The following is a 612-nucleotide window of genomic DNA, read 5'->3' as shown; positions in this document are numbered from 1 at the left end:
GGCCTGGTGGGTGAAGAGGTCGGGGAGGAGCTGAGGTGGGACCGGGTGGGTGGTGTTGTTGTGGGTGTGGAGGAGGCGGGTGCGGTCCTGGGGTGTGAGTGCGTTGATTTTTGACAGGGGTGTGGCGGGGTCGGCGGTCACCGTCTCCAGGACATGCAGGAAGCCGTCCGCCAGCCGCTCGGCGGTCGCCGCGTCGAACAGGTCCGTCGCATAGTGGAGGCCGGCCGTCAGGCCGTCCCGCTTGCGCCCGGTGGCCGTGGGTGCGAACCGCTCGGCGAAGGAGAACTGGAGGTCGAACCTGGCGATCTCCGTCTCCAGCGGCACCGTCTCGATCTCCAGCTTCGGCAGGTCGAGGTCCAGCTCCCCGTCGTTGCGGAGGTCCACCATGACCTGGAAGAGGGGGTGGTGGTGGGTGGAGCGGGTGGGGTTGAGGGCTTCGACGACGGCTTCGAAGGGGATGTCCTGGTTCTCGTAGGCGGTGAGGTTGGTGTCGCGGACGCGGGCGAGGGTTTCCTGGAAGGTGGGGTTGCCGGTGAGGTCGGTGCGCAGGACGAGGGTGTTGACGAAGAAGCCGACGAGGTCTTTGAGGTTTTCGTCGGTGCGTCCGGCGAC

The 612-nt window shown here is 67.3% G+C and carries 1 protein-coding gene; it reads right to left on the bottom strand.

Features of this window, described 5'->3' with window-relative positions; genetic code table 11:
* Positions 1-612: condensation domain-containing protein (locus tag IF99_RS31410; protein ID WP_037828323.1), on the bottom strand; the 612-nt coding region annotated here is incomplete at both ends.

This window comes from Streptomyces sp. NRRL F-5630 (genome assembly GCF_000719475.1).
Classification (GTDB): domain Bacteria; phylum Actinomycetota; class Actinomycetes; order Streptomycetales; family Streptomycetaceae; genus Streptomyces.
This window is presented reverse-complemented; position numbering and strand designations above follow the sequence as displayed.